Source organism: Chitinimonas prasina (assembly GCF_030160395.1).
GTDB classification, from domain to species: domain Bacteria; phylum Pseudomonadota; class Gammaproteobacteria; order Burkholderiales; family Chitinimonadaceae; genus Chitinimonas; species Chitinimonas prasina.
Genome location: NZ_BSOG01000003.1, coordinates 302,815 through 319,755, shown reverse-complemented (window position 1 = coordinate 319,755; position 16,941 = coordinate 302,815). Strand labels below are relative to the sequence as shown.

At 61.9% G+C, this 16,941-nt stretch carries 18 protein-coding genes; 8 read left to right on the top strand and 10 right to left on the bottom strand.

All coding sequences use genetic code 11. The features are described from left to right. Positions 1–141 precede the first annotated feature (141 nt). The 5 genes from QQK16_RS14680 to QQK16_RS14660 all read left to right on the top strand — a co-directional run bounded on the left by QQK16_RS14680 (position 142) and on the right by QQK16_RS14660 (position 7,623). Positions 142–1,011, top strand: coding sequence for a carbohydrate ABC transporter permease (locus QQK16_RS14680; protein ID WP_284197221.1), 870 nt, complete (start codon positions 142–144; stop codon positions 1,009–1,011). Continuing rightward, positions 1,008–1,901, top strand: coding sequence for a carbohydrate ABC transporter permease (locus QQK16_RS14675; RefSeq protein WP_284197220.1), 894 nt, complete (start codon positions 1,008–1,010; stop codon positions 1,899–1,901). The genes QQK16_RS14680 and QQK16_RS14675 overlap by 4 nt, the downstream gene beginning before the upstream one ends. Beyond that, a complete protein-coding gene (nagZ, locus tag QQK16_RS14670; protein WP_284197219.1) occupies positions 1,898–3,388 on the top strand; it encodes a beta-N-acetylhexosaminidase in 1,491 nt (496 codons plus the stop codon). Before QQK16_RS14675 ends, nagZ begins: the two co-directional genes overlap by 4 nt. A 281-nt stretch (positions 3,389–3,669) precedes the next feature. Further along, the gene (locus tag QQK16_RS14665; protein ID WP_284197218.1) at positions 3,670–4,782 is read left to right on the top strand and encodes an ABC transporter ATP-binding protein; all 1,113 of its coding nucleotides are present in this window, start codon (positions 3,670–3,672) and stop codon (positions 4,780–4,782) included. A 90-nt stretch (positions 4,783–4,872) separates the two neighbouring features. Continuing rightward, entirely contained in the window at positions 4,873–7,623 is a 2,751-nt protein-coding gene (locus tag QQK16_RS14660) for a TonB-dependent receptor (RefSeq protein ID WP_284197217.1), read from the top strand. A 250-nt stretch (positions 7,624–7,873) separates the two neighbouring features. Here QQK16_RS14660 and QQK16_RS14655 read toward each other — a convergent pair whose 3' ends face one another. The 5 genes from QQK16_RS14655 to QQK16_RS14635 form a co-directional block, all read right to left on the bottom strand. Then, entirely contained in the window at positions 7,874–8,701 is an 828-nt protein-coding gene (locus QQK16_RS14655; RefSeq protein ID WP_284197216.1) for a M48 family metalloprotease, read from the bottom strand. A 20-nt stretch (positions 8,702–8,721) separates the two neighbouring features. Continuing rightward, complete coding sequence (locus tag QQK16_RS14650) at positions 8,722–9,222, bottom strand: SH3 domain-containing protein (RefSeq protein WP_284197215.1); 501 nt, start codon at positions 9,220–9,222, stop codon at positions 8,722–8,724. 4 nt (positions 9,223–9,226) lie between these two features. Then, entirely contained in the window at positions 9,227–11,098 is a 1,872-nt protein-coding gene (locus QQK16_RS14645; protein WP_284197214.1) for a CHASE2 domain-containing protein, read from the bottom strand. Positions 11,099–11,166: 68 nt separating this feature from the next. Then, positions 11,167–11,538: a hypothetical protein gene (locus tag QQK16_RS14640; protein ID WP_284197213.1), complete on the bottom strand. Its 372-nt coding sequence runs from the start codon at positions 11,536–11,538 to the stop codon at positions 11,167–11,169. 161 nt (positions 11,539–11,699) lie between these two features. Beyond that, on the bottom strand, positions 11,700–12,425 hold the full coding sequence (locus QQK16_RS14635) for a YebC/PmpR family DNA-binding transcriptional regulator (RefSeq protein WP_284197212.1): 726 nt from the start codon (positions 12,423–12,425) through the stop codon (positions 11,700–11,702). On the opposite strand from QQK16_RS14635, the gene QQK16_RS14630 reads away from it, so the two are divergent. Then, positions 12,424–12,549, top strand: coding sequence for a hypothetical protein (locus QQK16_RS14630; RefSeq protein WP_284197211.1), 126 nt, complete (start codon positions 12,424–12,426; stop codon positions 12,547–12,549). The genes QQK16_RS14635 and QQK16_RS14630 overlap by 2 nt on opposite strands. Then, positions 12,546–12,836 (top strand): PsiF family protein, encoded by a 291-nt coding sequence (locus QQK16_RS14625; protein WP_284197210.1) that lies wholly within the window; start codon positions 12,546–12,548, stop codon positions 12,834–12,836. The genes QQK16_RS14630 and QQK16_RS14625 overlap by 4 nt, the downstream gene beginning before the upstream one ends. Positions 12,837–12,881: 45 nt before the next feature. Here QQK16_RS14625 and QQK16_RS14620 read toward each other — a convergent pair whose 3' ends face one another. Continuing rightward, positions 12,882–13,862: a site-specific tyrosine recombinase XerD gene (locus QQK16_RS14620; protein ID WP_284197209.1), complete on the bottom strand. Its 981-nt coding sequence runs from the start codon at positions 13,860–13,862 to the stop codon at positions 12,882–12,884. 53 nt (positions 13,863–13,915) lie between these two features. Between QQK16_RS14620 and QQK16_RS14615 the strand changes: the two genes are divergently transcribed. Continuing rightward, on the top strand, positions 13,916–14,803 hold the full coding sequence (locus QQK16_RS14615) for an AEC family transporter (RefSeq protein ID WP_284197208.1): 888 nt from the start codon (positions 13,916–13,918) through the stop codon (positions 14,801–14,803). A gap of 70 nt (positions 14,804–14,873) precedes the next feature. On the opposite strand, the gene rplS is transcribed toward QQK16_RS14615, so the two are convergent. The 4 genes from rplS to rpsP form a co-directional block, all read right to left on the bottom strand. Then, a complete protein-coding gene (gene rplS / locus QQK16_RS14610; RefSeq protein ID WP_284197207.1) occupies positions 14,874–15,254 on the bottom strand; it encodes a 50S ribosomal protein L19 in 381 nt (126 codons plus the stop codon). A 61-nt stretch (positions 15,255–15,315) separates the two neighbouring features. Beyond that, positions 15,316–16,089, bottom strand: a complete 774-nt coding sequence (trmD, locus tag QQK16_RS14605) for a tRNA (guanosine(37)-N1)-methyltransferase TrmD (RefSeq protein ID WP_308447044.1) — start codon at positions 16,087–16,089, stop codon at positions 15,316–15,318. A gap of 1 nt (position 16,090) precedes the next feature. Continuing rightward, positions 16,091–16,639 (bottom strand): ribosome maturation factor RimM, encoded by a 549-nt coding sequence (rimM, locus tag QQK16_RS14600; RefSeq protein ID WP_284197206.1) that lies wholly within the window; start codon positions 16,637–16,639, stop codon positions 16,091–16,093. Positions 16,640–16,663: 24 nt separating this feature from the next. After that, positions 16,664–16,906 (bottom strand): 30S ribosomal protein S16, encoded by a 243-nt coding sequence (rpsP, locus tag QQK16_RS14595; protein WP_284197205.1) that lies wholly within the window; start codon positions 16,904–16,906, stop codon positions 16,664–16,666. Between the last annotated feature and the right edge of the window lie 35 nt (positions 16,907–16,941).

Genomic DNA, 16,941 nt, shown 5'->3' with positions numbered 1-16,941 from the left:
GCCTTGACCCGCTACGCCCGCCCTGGGGCCGACGTAGCGGGTGCCGCACGCCCATACCGGGCAAGGCGACCTGGCTGATCCCGGCGTGGCCGGTATCGCCCTGACACGCAGCTGCCGTACACCGGCATGGAGACATCTATCGTGGCCCACTCCCGCAAAGCCACCCTGACGGCCTATCTGTTCCTGACCCCGGCCATGGTCCTGCTCCTGGCCTTTGCCTTCTGGCCCGTCGGCTTCGGCTCCTATATCGCATTCACCCAATACAACCTGATCGACGCACCGGTATGGGTGGGGCTGGAGAATTTCCGCGAACTGTTCGACGACGAACTGTTCATCGGCTCGCTGAAGAATTCCGCCCTCTACCTCATTGTGGTACCGGTCATCCAAGTACTGGCCATCCTGCTGGCGGTCCTGGTCAACAACAACTTGCCGGGCATCAAGTTCTTCCGCGCCGCCTATTACCTGCCGGTGGTCACCACCGTGTCGGTCATCGGCATCATCTGGAACTTCATGTACAACGACGATGGCGCCCTCAATGCCATCCTGCGCTGGCTGCACCTGATCAACGAGCCCATAGGCTTTCTCACCGACGACCGCATCGCCCTGTTTGCCGTCATGTTCGTCACCATCTGGCGCGGCCTGGGCTGGTATATGGTGCTCTACCTGGCCGGCCTGCAAGCCATCTCGGCCGATGTCTACGAGGCCGCCACTCTGGACGGCGCCAATGCCTGGCAGAAGTTCTGGCGCATCACCGTGCCCCTGCTGCTGCCCACCATCCTGCTCTGCTCCATCATGTCCATGCTGGCCGCCGTCAAAGCCTTTGAGGAAGTGCAGATCATGACCCAGGGTGGACCATTCCAGTCCACCTACACGGCGCTCTACTACGCCTATGAATTCGGTATCAAGTCGCTCAACTTCGGTCGTGCGCTGGCCGCCAGCCTGGTCATGTCGGTCGTCTGCATGCTGCTGGCCTGGCTCAACTTCCGCTACCTGCAGCCCAAGAACCCATGAGCCAAGCCCAAACCATGCCGGCAATCGCCCCCTCGTCCGCCTCCGCGCTGCAGCGCGGCCTGCGCAGTGCCCGCCTGCGTCGCATCGTCCGGCGCCTGCCCCACTACCTGCTGCTGTCCGTGCTGGCCATCATCACCGTCTATCCGTTCTGGTGGACCCTGGTCACGGCCCTCTCCACCACCGGCGACGTCTACAGCTTTCCACCGCCGCTGTGGCCGCAGGACCCCAGCCTGGTCAACTTCATCGAGGTATTCGACACCATCGATCTGCTGGCCTTCTACAAGAACTCCCTGTTGATCTCGGGCGCTACCGTGGTCGGCACCCTGGTGATCTGCAGCCTCGCCGCCTATCCGCTGGCACGGATGCAGTTTCCCGGGCGCAAGCTGGTGTTCGGCGCCATTATCGCCACCATGATCCTGCCGGCCGAGATCAACTTCCTGGTCAATTTCATCACGGTCTCCAAGCTGCAGCTGACCGATAGCGTGACCGGCGTGGTCCTTCCCAATCTGGCGGGCGCGGTCGGCATCTTCCTGATGAAGCAGGCCTTCGAGGCCGTGCCGCAGGATCTGATCGACGCAGCCCGGGTAGATGGTGCCAACGAGTGGGAAATCTTCTGGAAGATCATGCTGCCCTTGGCCAAGCCCGCCCTGGGTGCGCTGGCCATCCTGACGCTGGTGACCGCCTGGAACCAATACATCTGGCCCTCGGTGGTCATGACCAGCCCGGAGAACTTCCCGCTCAGCGTAGGCGTGCAATACCTGTCGGGCTCCTTCAGCTTCAAGACCCGCGTGGTCGCCGCCGGCGCTGTGCTGACCGTGATCCCCATCCTGATCGTCTTCCTGTTTACCCAGCGCTATTTCCTGCGTGGCTTTGATGGTGCCGTGAAATGACCCAGAACCTGAACCAACTTGCCGGCCGCGCCCTGATGGTCGATGTGCCCGGCGATGAACTGACCGCCGCCGATGCCGACTTCCTGCGGCAGCTTGATACCCGAGCCATCTGCCTGTTCCGCCGCAATGTCAGCAGCGCCGAGAAAACCCGCAAACTGGTGGCCGACCTCAAAGCCGTCATCGGCCAGGATGCCCTGATAGGCATAGACCAGGAGGGCGGCGCCGTGATGCGCACCCTGTTCATGCCCGCCGCCCCCAGCGCCATGGCCCTGGGCGCAATCGGCTCCGACACCCTGGCCTACCAGGTCGGTGCCGCCATCGCTCGCGGCCTGGCATCGCTGGGTATCAACTGGAACTACGCACCGGTGCTGGATCTGAACAACAATCCGCGCAACCCCGTCATCGGCGAGCGCAGCTTCGGCGCAGATCCAGAGCAAGCCGCCCGCCTGGCTGGCGCCTGGATGGCCGGCCACCTCAGCGAAGGCGTGGCTACCTGCGTCAAGCATTTCCCCGGTCATGGCGACACCCATACCGATTCGCACCTGGCCCTGCCCATCGTCGACAAGTCACGCGCTGCCATCGAGCAATACGAACTGTCGCCGTTTCATGCCCTCATCCAACAGACCCCTGGCTTGATGAGCGCCCATATCGTCTTCCCCGCCTTCGACAATGAGCGCCCCGCTACCCTTTCGCCCGCCATATTGCAAACCCTGCTACGCGACGAATGGGGCTACCAGGGCGTCACCATTACCGATGGCATGAACATGAAGGCCATACGCGAGCGCTGGGGCCAGGCCCAGGGCACGGTCATGGCCGTCGCTGCGGGCGCCGACCTGTCGCTGGTGCTGCAGTTCAGCGATGAAATGGCCGAGGCCAAGCAGGCCTTGCTGGCGGCCGTCGCCGCCGGCACGCTTCCCGCCGCAAGGCTAGCCGAGGCGGATGCACGCGTCACCGCCATGGCCCGCCGCTATCCCGCCGAAGTCCGTCCCTACAGCACCGAACAGGAAGCCGCCGACCGCGCGTTGTTTGCCGGTGCCTGGGCGCGCGCCCTGACCCTGGTAGGCGAGGCACAAAGGCCGCCACTGGGTAGCCGGGTCAGGCTGGTATTGCAGGCCGACGCTCCCTCCGACGGCGTATCCGAGCCCGGCCTGGCCGCCAGCGTGCTGATCGCCAAGCTGGCGCCACTGTACGCGCTGGACGTAGTGAGCTACCCGCGCCGCAGCGAGTTGGACTGGGCCAAGCTCCCACAGGATGGCGTCTACACCATCGTGGCCTCTACCACGCGCGAACGCTACAGCGCAGCCGAGCGCAGCAGCTGGCGCCCGCACCTGCACCTGGCGCTATGGAACCCCTATGCCGCTGCCGACCTGCCCTGTGCAGCGCTGGTCAGCTATGGCTTTGCCGACCCGGCGCTGAATGCCGTGGTGGCTTGGCTCAAGGGCGAGCTGAACGCTACCGGCCGGTTGCCCGCTCCGCTGGACGCCTGATACCGCGCAACGCAAGCGCGTTGCCCGCCCCTCCAAGGCCCGCATGCCCCACCCTTTTTAGGGGGTGTCGCATGCGGGCCTTCTGCTGTCTGCCACCGGGGTTTGCACAGGGATTTGGTACAAGCGTCCAGCGTCTGCCGCACAAACGCAACACTTGCAGACAAGCACCATAAAGGCGTTGACAGTGTTGTTACAGTGGTATTGAATCGGTCTTGTATTAAATTGGTATTGAAGCGGTGTCAATAGGACAATACCGCTGGCCAACAACAAGGAACCGGTCCATGGCCGAACTGAAACTGAAAAACCTGCAGAAGACCTACGAAGACGGCCCCACCGTTATCCACGGCATCGATCTTGATATCCGCGATGGCGAGTTCATGGTCTTCGTCGGCCCCAGCGGCTGTGGCAAGACCACCACCTTGCGGATGATAGCCGGGCTGGAGGACATCAGCGGCGGCGAGCTGTCCATAGGCCAGCGCCGGGTCAACGATGTCCCCGCCGCCAAGCGCGGGGTTGCCATGGTGTTCCAGAGCTATGCCCTGTACCCGCACATGACCGTGCGCGAGAACATGGGCTTTGGCCTCAAGCTGGCCAAGAAACCCAAGGCCGAGATCAACGAAGCCGTCGAGCGCGCCGCCCAGGTGCTGCAGATCACCCATTTGCTTGAGCGCAAGCCCAAAGCGCTTTCGGGCGGCCAGCGCCAGCGCGTTGCCATAGGCCGCGCCATCGTGCGCAAGCCCGACGTCTTCTTGTTCGATGAGCCACTGTCCAACCTGGATGCCTCCTTGCGCGTACAGATGCGCATCGAACTGGCCAAGCTGCACAAGGATCTGGCCACCACCATGATCTACGTCACCCACGATCAGGTTGAGGCCATGACCCTGGGCGACCGCATTGCGGTCTTCAATGGTGGTCGCATCGAGCAGGTCGGCACCCCGCTGGAACTGTATCAGCAGCCAGCCAACCAGTTTGTCGCCGGCTTCCTCGGCTCACCCAAGATGAATTTCCTGCCGGCCCAGCTGCGCAGTGGTAGCAACAGTGGTAGCGATATTGTTCTAGCCGGTAATACCAGTATTACCCTGCCCCAACAGTACCGCCTGCAGTCCGGCAGCCCCATCACCCTGGGCGTGCGGCCTGAGCACATTGCCTGGCAAGTCCAGGCCGGGGACAACGCCATCCCCGCCAGCGTCGACCTGGTGGAGCACCTGGGCGGCGAGCAGATCATCTACGCCCGTGCCGACGGCATGGACGCCCAGATCGCCTTCTCCCTGCCCAGCAAGGAAACCGCACCACACCGTGGCGAGCGCGTCTGGCTCAAGCCCGAGCTGGCTGCCTGCCACCTGTTCGATGCGGCCGGCCTGGCCCTGCCGGGCAGCGGCCAACCCTATCCGTAGCACCCGTATACCCCGCCTTCGCCGGGTAGGGCGAAGCCGGGATCGTTGTTCAGCATCAGAGCGGTACTAATCCAATTACAGGAGAGCGGCATGTTTAACGAAAGGGGTTTCGCCATGCAGTACAAACCAACGCCCGTCGCCTTGGCAGTAGCCATTGCCATGCTGGGCGCAGCAGCACCCGCCTATGCGGCCGATGCACCGGCCGCCCAGCCTGAGGTGAAGGCGGAGGAAGTGAAGGTTACCGGCATCCGGGCCTCCAAGCAGCGCTCACTGGTTGCCAAGCGCAACGCAGCCTCAGTCGTGGAAGTCGTGACCTCCGAAGATATCGGCAAGATGCCGGACAAAAACGTCGCCGACTCGCTCCAGCGCGTTCCTGGTGTCAATACCATCACCGCCGGCGGCACCGAGGGCGGCTTTGGTGAAAACGACCGTATCAGCCTGCGTGGCACTCCCCCCAGCCTGACCGCCACCACCATCAACGGCCACGGCGTCGGCACTGGCGACTGGTTCATCCTGAACCAGACCGGTGCAGGCCGCAGTGTCAGCTACTCCCTGCTCCCGTCCGAACTTGTAGAGCGCATCGAAGTACGCAAGAGTGCCCGTGCTGACATAACCGAAGGCGGTGTCGCCGGCTCGGTAGACATCCAGACACGCCACCCGCTGGACGCCAAGACCCAGTTTTCCGCCACTGGCAATATCCAGGCCGTCTATTCGGAACTGGCCGACAAATGGGACCCCCAGCTCAGCGCCTCCTTCAACTGGAAGAACAGTGCCAATACATTTGGCATCATGGTGCAAGGCTTCAACGAGAAGCGCCATCTGCGCCGCGACGGGCAGGAATTTTTGTGGTGGGACACCCTGGAAAACCTCTGGGGCAAAAACAACGACGTATTGGCAGCCGCACCCGAGCTACGCGGCAAGAACATCAGTCTGCTGACCGGCTCGGCATGGTTTGAGCAGGAGCGCGTGCGCAAAGGCGGCCTGATCACCCTGCAGGCTCGGCCTGCCGAAGGCATCAACCTGGAGCTGTCCGGCTTCAGCTCCAAGCTCAACGCCTCGAACTACAACCGCAACCAGATGTTCTGGGCCGTGTCGCCACTCACCAATGGTGTCGTCCCCTCCAGCTACACCATAGAAGGCAGCACAGTCACCGCCATCGCCTTCCCCGCCACCTGCCCTGCTCATCTCAATGGCGCCTGTGGTGGTTCCTGGATACAGGACGCGATCGGCCGCAAGGGCGCTTACGCCAAATCCGACTTCCTCAACCTGGATGGTCGCTTCAATATCAGCGACCGCTTCACCCTGACCGGCCAGCTTGGCACCACACGCGGTGAAGGCGGCACGCCGCGCGATACCATCGCTGAAATTGGCGGCCCATATGTAGGCGGCAGCTACAAACTCAACGGTATGAACGGCGCGGCAACCGTCACCATACCAGGCGTGGCAAATTTCCCCACCGCAGGCAATATCGACACATGGGGCGGCAAGGTACTGACCAAGGATTCCGAGGACTACGGCCAGATTGATGGACGCTATGCCTTTGCTGAAGGTGTCGTCCCCACCCTTAAGTTTGGCCTGCATTTTGCCAAGCATGAGCGCAGCCTGGAGCAGTCCGGCAGCATTACCGACCCAGCAGGCGTGCCACGCAGCAGCCTAGGAGCCGTTACCGGAAGCTATCCAAGCGACTTCGGCGCCGGACTGGGTGGTGGTGTGCTTGGCGGTTCTTGGGCCATTCCCTTTGACCAGCTGATTGCCTGGGGCGACAAGTACAAGCGCCCCGACCGGCAGGATTGGGCCAGCTCCTACACCATCAGCGAACCCACCAGTTCGGCCTACATCATGGCTGACATTCAAACCGACGAAGGCCTGAGCGGTAATGTGGGTATCCGTTTTGCCCGTACCAAGGAAGAGATCAAGTCCTATGTACTGGATGCCAACGGCAGTTTCCAAGGGCCAGGCAACACCCGTTACGCGGCCAGCGTCGTATCGTCGGATTACACAGACGTCCTGCCCAGCGCCAACCTCAGGCTCGATATCGGCAGCGATCTGGTCGCCCGGATTGCCTTGGCCAAGGTCATGGCTCGTCCCGACTTTGGCCGCCTGGCCGGCCTGAGCCTGAACGATACCTCACTGAGTGGCAGCGGCGGCAACCCTTACCTCAAGCCTATCCGCTCGACCAACTTTGATGCGGGGGTGGAATGGTACTTCGGCAAGAATGCCATGTTGTCAGCGGCATTCTACTCGATGGACCTGTCATCCTATGTTTCGTTCGGTACCTACAATGCCGTATTCCGCAACGGTGTGGAAAGCCAGAAGCAAGGCAAGGACGTATTCAGCACCTATTTGATGAACACCCCAATCAACACCACAGGTGATGTCAAGGGTATAGAACTATCGCTGGAAATGCCCATAGGTGGTGGCTTTGGCTTCAACACCAACTACACCTATGCGGATGGTAAGGAAACCAGCGTGGCCTGTGAGGCTAAGGAAAATGCCGGTGACCGACACGCTTGCGACCTCGTCGGCACCTCTGAGCACTCCTTCAACCTGGGCGGTTTCTACGAAGTGGGCAAGTTGAGCGCCCGCGTCGCCTACAACTACCGCTCCGCCTTCCTGAACGGTATCGATCGTCGCAGCGCGGTCTATCAGGATGCGGTCGGCACCTGGGTCGCTTCGCTCGGCTACACCATCAACGACAACCTGGCGTTGAGCTTCGACGCCAAGGACATCAACAACCCACTGCTGAAGACCTATGTCTACGACAAGACCGGTGCCAAGCAGCCGCAGTCGTTCTACAAAAATGGCCGTCAGTACTATGTCGGCCTACGCATGAAATATTAAGCCCTGGCAAGGGGCAGGTCGTCGCAGCATGGCGGCCTGCCCTGTTCCACCGTGCGACAAAACACCGCCATTGCGGTGGCCGGCAAGGCGGCGTAGCAGGTCCCGGCCCATCTTCCATCAAGGTTCACTCCTCTCTGGCGCGTGTTGCATCCCGCTTTGGGCCATGCCACCGCGCCATTTTTTATGCGCCATCCAGCATGAAAAACGGCGCACCGGCCAGGCCGGTACGCCGCTCATCGTTACCCCCAGGCTAGCGCCTGAGCTTGCTGAAGCGCGGCAGGTTGTCCACGTTCTTGCTCAACTCCTCCATGCGCTCACCCATAGCCACTTCCAGCCGGTCCAACCGGTCATTGGGCATGGGGTGGGTTTCCAGCAGAAAACCCAAGCCAGGGTCGCTTGCCGATTCCGACAGGGTCTGCAACACCCCAACCAGGCCATAGGGGTTGTAACCGGCACGTGCCGCAATCACCACTCCCATGCGGTCGGCCTCGTACTCATCCTCCTTGTCCAGCCCCTTCAGGTAAAGCTCCTTGCCGCCGCCTATCAGCTTGGCGGTATTGGCCGCGCTGCGCTTGCCGGTGTTGTCGGCATACTGGGCGGCGATATCAGACAAGGCCGCCGTCCCCAGGCTTTTCTGGATGGCGCTGAGCTGGTGCTTCTTCAGCACATGGGCGATTTCATGGGCCAACACCCCCGCCAGCTCGGCCTCACTGCGCAGGCGCTGCAGCAGCCCTCGGGTGACCAGGACATGCCCGCCCGGCGTGGCAAAGGCATTCACATGGGGATGGTCTATCACCCCGAACTTCCAGGGCAGGCCTGGGCGCTCACTGTGCAGCGCCAGCCACACACCCACCCGGTTTACATAGCGCTGCATCTCGGCGTCGTCCACCAGCGGTGCCGCGCCCAACAGGGTAGCGGCCAACTCGCCACCCATCTGCACTTCTTCGGCCTCGGTAATATCGCGATTGGCGTCCACCACCTTCTTGGCGGTCTCCAGCCCCTTGATCAGCTTGCCCACATCCCAGGCCTGGGCCGGGGCGGCAAAGGCCAACAACAGGGGCAATATCAGTTTGCGCATGCTGAGCTCCTTCTTCCCTGTCATTTGCTGTCAGCCGATTTGGGCAGGTAGTCGACCTTCACGTCTTCCAGTTTGCCGGCGCGGGCAAACCGCTTGGCATCTTCTGCCGTGACCTGCATGCCGTTGAGCTTGGCCAACTGCTCCATATCAGGCTGGGCCTCCTTCAGCCCATCCTTGCTGATGCCCTTTACGCCTGTGGTCTGGGTCTTGGACGAACTCCCGGTCTGGAACACCGATACCAGCGATCCCAGCCCGCCACCACCACTGCCGGGCTTGGCCTGGCTATTGCCGGTACGTACATTTAGCATCTTCACCCAGCCGACCTGACCGTCGGCCTTGATCTGTATCCAGGCGCCTTGGCGCTGCACGATCTCTACCGCCGCCTTGGCCGCCACATCGCTGACCTTGGCTGCATCCGCAAAAGGCTTCTGTTTCAGTTCTGCTGCCCGCAATACTGTGCCCATCTCTGCCGCCTGCGCAAAGCCAGCCGCCAACAGCAAGATAGTTATCGCTAGTTTCATTGCTTCAACTCCCGTTTCCGCTCGTGCCCAGACGCCCGGGCTCAAACAACCTGACTTCCTGCTCCCTGCCTTTTACATGGTGCAAGCCGCAATCACGGTAGCTGAAATCCGCCTGCGCCAGCAGCATGGTCGACTCCGCCACCAGCACCCGCGCCACCCCCTTGGTCTGCCCTTCTATACGGCTGGCCAAGTTCACCGTGTCACCTATTGCAGTGTAGTCCAGTCTATCTCGAGAGCCGATAAAGCCGACAACCGCAGGCCCGCTATTGAGGCCGATACCAATGTCGAAATCATGACCCAGCTCGGTCAGCTCGGCCTTGAATCGCACCAGCGCCTCCGCCATCTCAATGGCGGCCGCTATCGCATGCTTGGCGTGATCAGGGTCATTCACCGGAGCGCCCCAGAAGGCCATGATGGCATCGCCGATGAACTTGTCCAGGGTGCCGCCGTGGCGGAAGATGATTTCCACCTGGGTGGAGAAATAGCGGTTGAGCAGGGAGACGATGGCCTCTGGCGAGCGGGTTTCCGACAGCGTGGTAAAACCGCGAATGTCCGAAAACAGCACCGTCACCTGGCGGCTTTCAGCATTCACCTCGGTATTGATCTCACCATTGGCCACCAGATCGCTTACCACGCGCGGGTCCAGAAAACGCTGGAACATGCCCATGGCCCGCTCGCGCTGCTGCCGCTCCTTCAGATAGGCCAGCAGGGCACACAGCCAGAAATAGCCCCAGCCCCAGGCCAGCGGCGCAAACAAGGGCAGGAACAACCCTCGCCCAAGCTGCCACCAGACTATCGCCACCACCAATACATTCACACCCAGCAAACCATACAAGATACGGGTAGGCGCATAGCCACGGGCAAACAGCCAGGCGATGCTGCCCAGCAACAGCGCAATAAAGGGCAGCACCAGCGGCCTGGGCTTCTCGCCCAGCCAATCACCGGCCCGCAGGTTGTCTATGCTGGTGGCCAGGATATCGACGCCGGGATAGGTGCTGGCCAAGGGGGTAAGACGCAGGTCCATCAGGCCCGGTGCCGCCGCACCGACCACCACGACCTTGTCCTTGAACTCCATCAGCGGACGGCGGGGCTGCTCGCGCTGCGCGTCTTCATACAGGTCGGCATAGGACACATGCTGCCAGCCACCGCGCCAGTTGAGCAGAATACGGTCACCCTGCTGCGGCAGCGGCCAGCCCAGGTCGCGCGCCAGCCGGGCTGGCATGGAGGGGAAGCGCCAGCCCTGGTAGTCCTTGTAGAGCAGGTAGTGGCGACCAACCAGGTCGCTGTCTTCCACAAAATTGATCAGCCCGCCACGCATGGCCCCCGGCTGCTTGTGCTGCAGCATCACCAGGGGCAGCAATACCGGAATGCGGGTTTGCGGATTGGCCCCTGGCAGCGCCGTCACCCCCACAGCAGGCGGGATCATGCTGGCCATGGGCCCACCACTACCACTGTCCTGCAGCGCCATGGCCAGGTAAACGTTGCTGTGCGCCGCCACCGTCTCGGCAAAGGCCTGGTCATGCTCGGGCCGATAGAAATCCATCTCGTTGAAATGAATATCAAACACGATGGCACGGGCCCCCTGGCGCGCCAGATAGTCGGTCAGTTCGCCATGCACCGAGCGTGGCCATGGCCAGCTGCCGGCCGCCTCATTCATCCGTTCGAGAGAGCGCTGGTCGATATCGACCACCACCACGCCGGTCGAAACCGGGCGGCGCTTGGCATGCTCACGCAGCAGCACATCGCCGGCGCGCTGGTCGATGATGCGGCTGGTGTGCAATACGGTGTAGTCCAGCAACACCAGCAGCAAGCTGATGGCCAGCCAGTGCCACCAGGAGAAATGGCGCAGCAGGCGTAAGAGGTGGGCGGAGGTCATGGCGTGGCCAGGCGATCAGACAGCTTGCTTTTTAGCAGCCTGCGGCCCCGATCTCCAGTGCCGTCCGCTTATTTCAACGGCCCCATGCGCGTCATGGCTGGTTTGTGCTGGCGCAGCATCTGCGCCACAAAGGCATCCCGCTGGGTAGGCGAGCAGCGGGCCAGCATGCGGAAAGTCTCACTCGGCAGGCGGCGATAGCGCCGGCGATCCCGTTGAGGGTGGACCTGGCGCCAGCGGTTGAACACCAGCCAATCCCACAGCTCATCAGGCACTGGCTCACCTATCTTCATGACCAGGTCACGATAGGCAATGTAGTCGCCTATATGGGGCCGGGGGCCAGGGTCGGGCAATTGCCGGCTGACACGCATGCCCAACAAGCCGCGCAGGCGATCACGCCAGCGGCTGTTACCACGATTTCGATAATTTGGCGTGTGATACATGGCGACAATCCGTTCCTTAACAAGCCTCTGTGCCTGCTCCATCTTAGGCAAGCCATAGCTCAAATGCGTAAGGGCCGGATAACCGGCCCTCTGTCGGGAAGTACTGCATTCATCACAGCGGCCATGCCAGCCCGCCCGCAGACTCCCCGTCTACTGGTCTGTTACTCGTCCATCAGGGCGGTGGTGTAGACCTCCTGGACATCGTCCAGGCTTTCCAGCGCATCCAACAGCTTCTGCATCTTCACGGCATCGTCGCCGGCCAGCGGTGTTTCCGCCTGCGGCTTCATGGTGGCTTCGCCCATCTCAGCCTTGAAACCGGCAGCCTCCAGGGTTTCCTTGATGGTGACGAAGTCATAGGGAGGGGTGATGACCTCGATGGAACCGTCGTCATTGCTCACCACATCGTCAGCGCCAGCCTCCAGCGCCGCTTCCATCAAGGCATCCTCATTGGTGCCAGGGGCAAAGATCAGGTAACCGCAGTGCTTGAACTGGAACGACACGCAACCGTCAGTGCCCATGTTGCCGCCATACTTGTTGAAAGCATGGCGCACATCGGCCACGGTACGGGTCTTGTTATCGGTCAGGCAATCCACCATCACGGCGGCACCGCCTATGCCATAACCCTCGTAGCGCGTTTCCATGTAGTCCACGCCCTCCAGGTTACCGGCACCGCGATCAATGGCGCGCTGGATATTGTCCTTGGGCATATTGGCGCCCAGGGCTTTGTCCACCGCCAGTCGCAGGCGCGGGTTGGTAGCAGGGTCAGGGTCACCCATCTTGGCGGCAACCGTGATTTCCTTGATCAGCCGCGTGAACAGCTGGCCGCGCTTGGCGTCCTGACGACCCTTGCGGTGTTGAATATTCGCCCACTTGGAATGGCCGGCCATGATAAAAATCCTCGAAAACGAATCAGAAGAAGGCCGGCATTTTATCACAGCGGCATTTGCTGCTGGCTGGCAGCTCTTCTACACTGCCTTGGCTTTGCCATTTCCCTACTGGAGTTCACCATGAAACTGCTTGCCCTTATCGTTCCCGCCCTGCTGAGCCTAAGCCTTACCCATGCTGCCGACGCCCCCGCCACTGCCAAGGAACCCACCAAGCAACAGAGCAAGATGGTTCAGTGCAACAAGGATGCCGAAGGCAAGAAAGGCGACGAGCGCAAGAAATTCATGAGCGAATGCCTCAAGGCCAAGCCCGCCAACCCTCAGCAGGAAAAGATGAAGGCCTGTAACAAGGAGGCCGAAGGCAAGAAGGGCGACGAGCGCAAGAAGTTCATGAGCGAGTGCCTGAAGAAGTAGTCCAGCCATCACCCCTGCTGGCGTGGCTCGCCTGGCGAGCCACTGTCATCCGTCACCGCGACGGCCACGCGGATGATGCGCTGCATGCAAGGTTGCCAGCCTGGCCTTGGCCACATGGGTGTAGATCTGGGTGGTGGTAATGTCCGCATGCCCCAGCAGCAGTTGCACCACCCGCAGGTCCGCGCCGTGGTTGACCAGATGGGTGGCAAAGGCGTGCCGCAGCACATGCGGGCTCAGGCGCTGGGCCGCTATGCCCACCCGCAGTGCGTATTGCTTGACGATATACCAGAAGCCCTGCCGGGTCAGCGGCTGGCCATGGGCATTCACGAAGGCAATCGGGTGGGCACGGCCGCCTAACAACTGAGGCCGCCCTTCGGCCAGGTAGCGCCGGAATGCCTGCTGTGCCGGCTGCCCCATAGGCACCAACCGCGTCTTGTCTCCCTTGCCATGCTCTATCCGCACCGAACCTTCGGCCAGATTCATGGCAGCCAGCGGCAAGGCCACCAACTCGGACACCCGCAGGCCAGCCGCATACATCAGTTCCAGCATGGCCGCGTCACGCAGACCCAGCGGCGTATCCAGCGCGGGCGCACGCATCAGCGCCTCCACCTCCACCTCAGACAGCGTCTTGGGCAAGGGCCGCACCAGCCTGGGGCCATCCAGCTCGCCGGTGGGGTCCACAGCTATCGTCTCCTCCTCCAGCAAATGCCGGTAGTAGCGACGCAAGGCCGACAACAAGCGGCCACGGGATGCCCCATTCTTGCCCCGCATCAAGGCGGGCAGACGTCGCTTGTCCACCTCGCTCAATGCCGCCGTCTCGGCATAGCGCACCGCCAGCAGGGCTAGGTAATCCCGTATCTGATCGGGGCCAGCGCTCAGGCTGTCGCTACCCGATTGCGCCAGCCAATCGGCCCATTGTGTCAGGTCGCGCCGGTAGCTATCTGCAGTGTGGCCGCTCCACCCCTCCGACAGCCAGGCGGCATCAATAAAACCGTCTATTCTGTCCCGATCCGTCATGGCGGACATAAAGTCACCACCTCATGCTGCATTTTGCTCGAACAGGCCGATAATCCCAGCCCATGATCACCCTGCTGCTACCTGACTTCCTGCTGATACTGCTGGGCTATGCGCTCAGGCGCAGCAGCTTTCGCGACGATGGTTTCTGGCAGGGCATGGAACAGTTTATCTACTACGTCCTGTTTCCGCCGCTGCTCTTCAATGCAGTGTCACGCGCACCGCTGGACATGGCGCAAAGCGGCCCCATGCTGCTGGCAGGCCTGCTGTTCACCCTGGGTGGACTGTTGTTGGGCTATGCCGCCCGCTGGCTACTGCAGGCCTCACCCGCCGCACTGAACAGCGGCACACAATGCGCCTACCGCTTCAATACCTACGTGGGCCTGGCCATCATCGGCGGCCTGCACGGCCAGCAAGGCATTGCCGCCTTCGCCGTGCTGGTCGGCCTGCTGATTCCACTGGTCAACCTCATCGCCATCCTGCAACTGACCCGGGGCCAGGGCAACCGCATCTGGCGCGAGCTGCTGACCAACCCGCTGATCATCGCCATTGTCCTGGGGCTGTGCTGGAATCTCAACGAATGGTCCTTGCCCGCCTGGCTGCACCACGGCCTGGGCCTGCTGGCAGGTGCCGCCCTGCCACTGGGTCTCATCACCGTAGGCGGCGCCCTGCGCCTGGCGGCCTGGCGCGGCGCGCCCTGGCTGGTTGCCTGGTGGTCGGTGGTCAAGCTGCTGCTGCTGCCCTTGCTGGCCGTTGCCTGCTGCCGCCTGCTGGGGGTGACTGGCGTGTACTACCAGGCAGCGCTGGTACTGGCCTGCCTGCCCTCTGCCACCACCGCCTATATCCTGGCCGTGCGCCTGGGCAGTGACGGCCAGCTGGTCGCCGCCACCATCACCGCCACCACCTTGGGCGCCATGCTGACCGTGCCGCTCAACCTCGCCCTATGGGGATGAAGGTCCTGCGGGCATAAAAAAACGGCCGTCTTGCGACGACCGTCTTTCAAGCAGCAGCAGTGTCCGTCGCTTAAGCGGCGGCAACAGCGACCTTGCGGGCCGGCAGCTTTTCCTTGATACGTGCGGACTTGCCCGAGCGGTCGCGCAGGTAGTACAGCTTGGCGCGACGCACATCACCACGACGCTTCACTTCAACCGAAGCAACCAGCGGCGAGTAGGTCTGGAAAGTACGCTCAACGCCTTCACCCGACGAAATCTTGCGGACGATGAAGGAGCTGTTCAGGCCGCGGTTACGCTTGGCGATAACCACGCCTTCGTAAGCCTGCAGACGCTCGCGGTTACCTTCCTTCACCTTCACTTGCACGATGACGGTGTCACCGGGGGCGAATTCGGGGAGGGTCTTGCCCAGACGGGCGATTTCTTCTTGTTCCAGCTTGGCGATGAGATTCATCGTTCAATACTCCAGTGTGAAGCTTGTTCCTTCTCAGGCTGCCAGCCACCTCTCGGTGCGCTCAGGCATCCTCTTTACGTGCATCCTGGTCCTGTTCGGACTGGAACTCACGGAGAAGACGAGCTTCCTCTTTTGTCAGTTGGCGATCCTGCAGCAACTCGGGCCGACGCAACCACGTCCGCCCCAGCGACTGCTTAAGCCGCCAACGCCTGATCGCCGCATGGTTGCCCGAAAGCAGGACTTCCGGAACCGCCATGCCGCGATATTCTTCTGGACGGGTGTAATGCGGGCAATCCAGCAACCCGTCCACAAAACTGTCTTCCTGCGCCGAGGCTGCATCATTCAGCACCCCGGGCAACTGCCTGACCAGCGCATCGATCAGTACCATGGCCGGCAATTCGCCGCCCGACAGCACATAGTCGCCAATGGAGATTTCCTCATCCACCTGGCGCGCAATCACACGCTCATCTATGCCTTCGTAGCGACCGGCCAGAATGATCAGGCCGGGCTCCTGCAGCAGTCGCATCACCGACTCATGGGTCAGCGGCGCGCCCTGCGGCGACATATAAACCACCCTGCTGCGCGCAGCGCCAGCAGCAGCCTGCGCTGACCTGGCATCCTCGATGGCAGCCTCCAGCGGCTCTGGCAGCATCACCATGCCGGGGCCACCACCATAGGGGCGATCATCCACCCGCCGGTAATTGCCCGTGCTGTAGTCGCGCGGGTTCCAGCACTGCAGGCCAAACAAGGCTTGCTCGTGTGCCCGCTGCGTCACGCCATGCTGGGCAATCGCCTCGAACATGGCAGGAAAAATCGTGACGACATCAAAGCGCACGTCAGTAATCCAGGCCCCAATCGACCTTGATCACGCCGGCTACCTGGTCAACGCTGTCGATGACCGGGCCCACGAACGGGATCAGGCGTTCAGCCTGGCCATCCTTCACCACCAGCACGTCATTGGCACCGGTGCTGAGCAGGTTGTCTACCTTGCCCAGGCTTTCGCCCTGCAGGTTGACAACGGCCAGGCCGATCAGATCGGCCCAGTAGTATTCACCCTCATCTGCCGGCGGCATGGCAGAGCGCGGAATCGCAACCGTCATCCCCTTGAAACCATGGGCGACATCACGATCCGTCACGCCTTCCAGCTTGGCAGACAGATTCTTGGGCTGGCGATTACCCTCTTCGACACGATAGGCGCGCCAGTTGCCATTACGGCCCAGCCACCATGTATCGTAATCAAACAGGCTATCGGCGTACTCGGTGTCGGAAACCACCTTCACCCAGCCGCGTATACCAAACGCACCTGCGACAAAACCCATCGGCACCAGATCAGCCGGTACACCGGCCTGTGATGCTGCGATGGGCTTTTGGTCCGCCGGCTTCATGTCGGCGCTCACGTCCTTCGGCACTTAGGCCGGCAGACGCTTGACCAGCTTCTTGACGCTGTCAGCCAGCTGGGCACCGTTGCCAATCCAGTGGCTCAGGCGGTCAGCAGCAATGCGCAGACCCTCTTCGCCATCCTTGGCTTGGGGGTTGTAGAAGCCAATGCGTTCAATAAAGCGACCGTCACGGCGGCAGCGCTTGTCGGCCACGACCACGTTGAAGAACGGACGATCCTTGGCGCCACCACGGGCAAGACGAATCACAACCATTATGTTGTTCCTAAAATTCTGGTTAGGCGGAGAAA